The sequence below is a fragment of the Methylopila musalis genome (assembly GCF_042679725.1).
In the GTDB taxonomy this organism is placed as follows: domain Bacteria; phylum Pseudomonadota; class Alphaproteobacteria; order Rhizobiales; family Methylopilaceae; genus Methylopila; species Methylopila musalis.
Genome location: NZ_JBHTMX010000357.1, coordinates 1 through 1,350 on the forward strand (window position 1 = coordinate 1; position 1,350 = coordinate 1,350).

Consider the following 1,350-nt stretch of genomic DNA (forward strand, 5'->3'; position numbering starts at 1 on the left):
ATGGCCGCCGCCACCGCCGCCGCCGCGGTTGGAGGTGGCGCCGCCGGCGGCCGCGCTGCCCCCGCCTCCTCCGCCTCCGATCAGAAGCACCCGGCAGCGCCCCGCCCAGGATGGCGGCGACCACTCGGCGTCGCTTGTGAACACGTCCACCTGCCGCCGCTGCGGGGAGACCGGAAACGAAAGACGGCCATCCAAAGCGGACGCCTCGAACGCGGTGCGCCACAGCGCGCCGTCTTCCGACACCTTCAGCGCGAAGGCGTCCGAGCCGATGAGCCCAAGCTCCGCGCGACCGGAAAAGCCGGACTGCAGCAGCAGGCTGGCCACGTCGCCCGCCGCCGCCTTGTTCAGCTTCAGCCGCATGTCGTCGCCGTCATGGGTGAACAGCGCCGCGTCCGCCGCAACCGCCAGCCGGTTCGTGGCGTCGGCTGTGGCGTTGACGCCGAGCGTCGCGAGGCCGTCGAGCGCCGCGATCAGGCCGGCGGCGCCGACCCAGACGCCGCCCACGAAGGCGAGCAGCGCGTTCTCCGCCGCCACATAGGCCAGCCAGCCGGGCTTCGGGGCGATGAAGACCCAGACGCCGTCGAGCCGGGCGGCCAGCCGGCCGTCCTGCCCGGCCCAGAGGCCGGTGGCGCCCGCGGCCACGATGTGCCGGTCGCCCTCCTCCGGCGCGGCCGGCGGCTCCGTGCGCGTGCGGTCCAGCACGCCGCACTGCACCAGCGCGTCGAGCCGGCGCAGCGCCTCGTTGACGGTGACGTGCTTCTGCGCCTGCGACGGCGCCAGATAGCCGAGCCCGAGATGGGGGCTGTCGCTCATGGGAAGGCTCCCGAACAGGTGGGGGATGCGGACGATGCGTCTTTAGACGGCGAAGCTCGCCGCCGCGGTCAGGCCCGGCCCGGCGACGGCGGAGATCTGCCGCACGCGCAGTTCGATCTCGACGGCCGGCCCGCCGAGATCCACGGCTTGCTGCGCCGACGTGTAGAGCGCTGCGGGCGACGCGACCTCGAAGGCCCGGACACGCACGCCGCCGAACCAGATTTCGGCCTCATAGGCCTCGGTCTCCTCGCCGAGCCGCACCTCGCGGGCGTCGAAATCGTCGCCGCCGATGCGGGCGCGGCGGATCCAGGCCAGACGCAGGTCGCCGTTCGAAAGTCGCCGGGCGGAGAGCCGCGTCGGCGCGAACGGCAGCAGGCCCCGGCCGGTCAGGGGCGCGACGAGAGGCGCATAGGCCGCGTCGTCCCGCGGCAGCGTGGCGGGGCCGGCGGACCAGGTCAGCGTCAGTCCCCGCTCGGTCTCGGGCGCCTCCGACGACGGCGTCGCGCTGCCGATCAGGGCGAAGGCGGCGCCGGCGGC

The 1,350-nt window shown here is 74.7% G+C and carries 1 protein-coding gene and 1 pseudogene; both read right to left on the reverse strand.

Annotation, left to right across the window (positions count from 1 at the left end):
* Positions 1-813: DUF2793 domain-containing protein (locus ACFQ4O_RS17615; protein WP_378777685.1), on the reverse strand; the 813-nt coding region annotated here is incomplete at its 3' end.
* A 42-nt stretch (positions 814-855) separates the two neighbouring features.
* Positions 856-1,350, reverse strand: a pseudogene (locus tag ACFQ4O_RS17620) (baseplate multidomain protein megatron); the annotation flags it as partial.